This window comes from Pseudomonas sp. MF08875, from assembly GCF_059862525.1.
On sequence record NZ_JCBCUW010000108.1, the window covers coordinates 1 to 2,581 of the forward strand.

Consider the following 2,581-nt stretch of genomic DNA (forward strand, 5'->3'; position numbering starts at 1 on the left):
TGTTGGCGCTGATTGAAAACTGACCCACCCTGCCGATTGAAAATTGACCCAGGGCGGATTGCTGATTTTGGCATCAGCAATTGTGGATAAGCTTAGCAGTCGTGTCCCGGTGGAAGAGGCATTAAAGCCCCACCGCATGTGGGCATGCGGCAGGGTATTTTCGGTGCGGATCAAAACAGCTCATCGTCCTCGGCACCATCATTGTCTTTGCGCTTTCGTTCACGTGATTTGATCTTGGTCTGGGCGACCAAGCTGCTGTGTTGCAGGCGGTAGGACTCGTTGCCCGTTTCGACGATGTGGCAGTGGTGTGTCAGCCGATCCAGCAACGCCGTTGTCATCTTGGCGTCACCAAACACGCTCGACCATTCCGAGAAGCTGAGGTTGGTGGTGATCACCACGCTGGTGTGCTCGTACAGCTTGGACAGCAAATGAAATAACAGGGCACCACCGCTCTGGCTGAAGGGCAAATACCCCAGTTCATCGAGTATCACCAGGTCTGTTCGTAGCAGCCCTTGAGCGATGCGGCCCGTCTTGCCGTCGTACTTTTCGCGCTCCAGCAGATTGACCAGATCCACCGTGGAGTAGAAGCGTACGCGTTTGTGATGCGTCGTGATCCCGGAAACGGCCAAGGCGGTGGCGAGGTGTGTTTTGCCTGTTCCAGGCCCGCCGATGAACACCACATTCTGCGCGGTATCGGTGAACTCCAGGTTGGACAGATCCCTGATCAGGCGGGCATCTGCGCTGGAAGCGCTGAAGTCGAAGCCGGCCAAATCACGATGCATGGGAAGTTTGGCCATGTTCATCTGATGATTCACTGAGCGCACCGCTCGATCTGCATGTTCTTGTTGAAGCAGATGTTCGAGCAGCCATTTCGAGGATGCCGTCGAAGCTTCTCCTTGCGAGGCTAGTTCTTCCCAGGCGCTGGCCATGCCATGCAGACGCAGTTCTTTGAGTTCCGCCATAAGATCACGCATTGCGAGTCTCCTCATCGGTGGTACGGAGCCGGTCGTAGCGTGCGGTATTGGCGACAGGCGCTATCTTGAGTTGAAGGCTGGTTTCGGCGGACGGAGGGGCTGCTGTCGATGTCAGTCGAGCCAGGACATTCAGGATGTGGTCAGCACTCAAGCTGCCTGATTCCAGTACCAACTCCACAGCCACCAATACGGCGTCGAGCCCGGCGATGGGAACCGCCGCCAGTACCTGAGTCATGACTCGATCACCATTGGTGTGCCGCCTCAGACCGCGTTTTAGCAGTTGCAACGGCTTCGGCAGATCGGCAAACGGAGCGCCATTGCGCAGCGCACCGGGCTTGCGTTCGATGAGCGGGATGTAATGCTGCCAGTCAAAACTGACCTGATCTCGATCAAACAGGCGCTCGTGACTGGCAATCATCGTTTCATCGGCGATGACCACCACCCGTGTGGGATACAAACGGCTGCTGACCCACTGACCGACCCGCTCACACGGCACCGAGTAGCGATTTCGCGCCACGCTGATCAGGCAGGTGCTGGAGACCCGTACGGTGCGCTCGACGTAGCCATCAAAGGCAGTCGGCATCGGCATCAATTCGGCGCGTTCCAGCTCCAGGACGTCCGCCACTGTCAGCCCGTTGTATTGCGGGTGCACCAGTTCGTCCCAGAGCGCACGGCAGCGTTGGCCGAGCCAAGCATTCAATTCCTCGAAGGTATGGAACATGCAGTTTTGAGCATCGAGCCAGATGCGCCGTCGGCTGTCTTGAACGTTCTTTTCAACGATGCCTTTTTCCCAGCCGGAGGCCACGTTGCAGAAGTCCGGATCGAATAGGTAGTGAGCACACATGACGGCAAACCGGGCATTGACTGTGCGGCCTTTGCCTTTGTTGACCTTGTCGACAGCCGTTTTCATATTGTCGTAGATGCCGCGACGCGGCACCCCACCTAACGCGCCAAACGAGCGGGTATGGGCATCGAACAACATCTCGTGGCCTTGGCTGGGATACGCAACCAACCAAAATGCGCGACTGGCGCACAGCTTCATATGGGAGACCTGGATGCGTCGGAACAGGCCGCCGATCAGCAGACCTTCTTCGCTCCAGTCGAATTGAAAGGCCTCCCCGAGTGCAAAGGTCAGCGGCACAAAGGCTCGTAAAGACTTGCCTTGCTCGCCGCGCCACGCGCGTATGAAGGCGGTGAGCTGGCTGTAGCCGCCGTCGTAGCCCTCGGCCTTGATCTGTTCGAAGAGTGCTTTGGCACTCCTGCGGTTGTGCTTTGCCCGAAACGAATCGGCCTTGAGCGCCTGATCCAGCGTCTCGTGAAATGGACTGAGTTTGTTGAAGGTTGCGCACCGTTGGTACGCCGGCTGGGTGGCTTCGGGTGCTCTGACCCATTTTCGAATGGTGTTTCTCGACAGTCCGGTACGCTTGGCTATCTGATGCAGCGAGAGCTTGTCGCGGAAGTACATCCGCCGGATTTTTCCCAACATTTCCATGCTGATCACCCTGTGTTCTCCTGCTCGAAAAGTGAGCAGAAGCAGTTGAACACCTGGGTCAGTTTTCAGTCGGCAGAACAGCCTTTACTGGGTCAGTTTTCGGTCAGCGGCAACA

General features: G+C 57.1%; 2 protein-coding genes. Both read right to left on the bottom strand.

The genetic code is table 11. From position 1 onward, the window contains the following. Positions 1-170 precede the first annotated feature (170 nt). Complete coding sequence (gene istB, locus AC19YT_RS28095) at positions 171-974, bottom strand: IS21-like element helper ATPase IstB (protein WP_010466203.1); 804 nt, start codon at positions 972-974, stop codon at positions 171-173. Next, positions 967-2,466 (bottom strand): IS21-like element ISPpu27 family transposase, encoded by a 1,500-nt coding sequence (gene istA / locus AC19YT_RS28100; RefSeq protein ID WP_121404294.1) that lies wholly within the window; start codon positions 2,464-2,466, stop codon positions 967-969. Before istA ends, istB begins: the two co-directional genes overlap by 8 nt. Positions 2,467-2,581 lie beyond the last annotated feature (115 nt).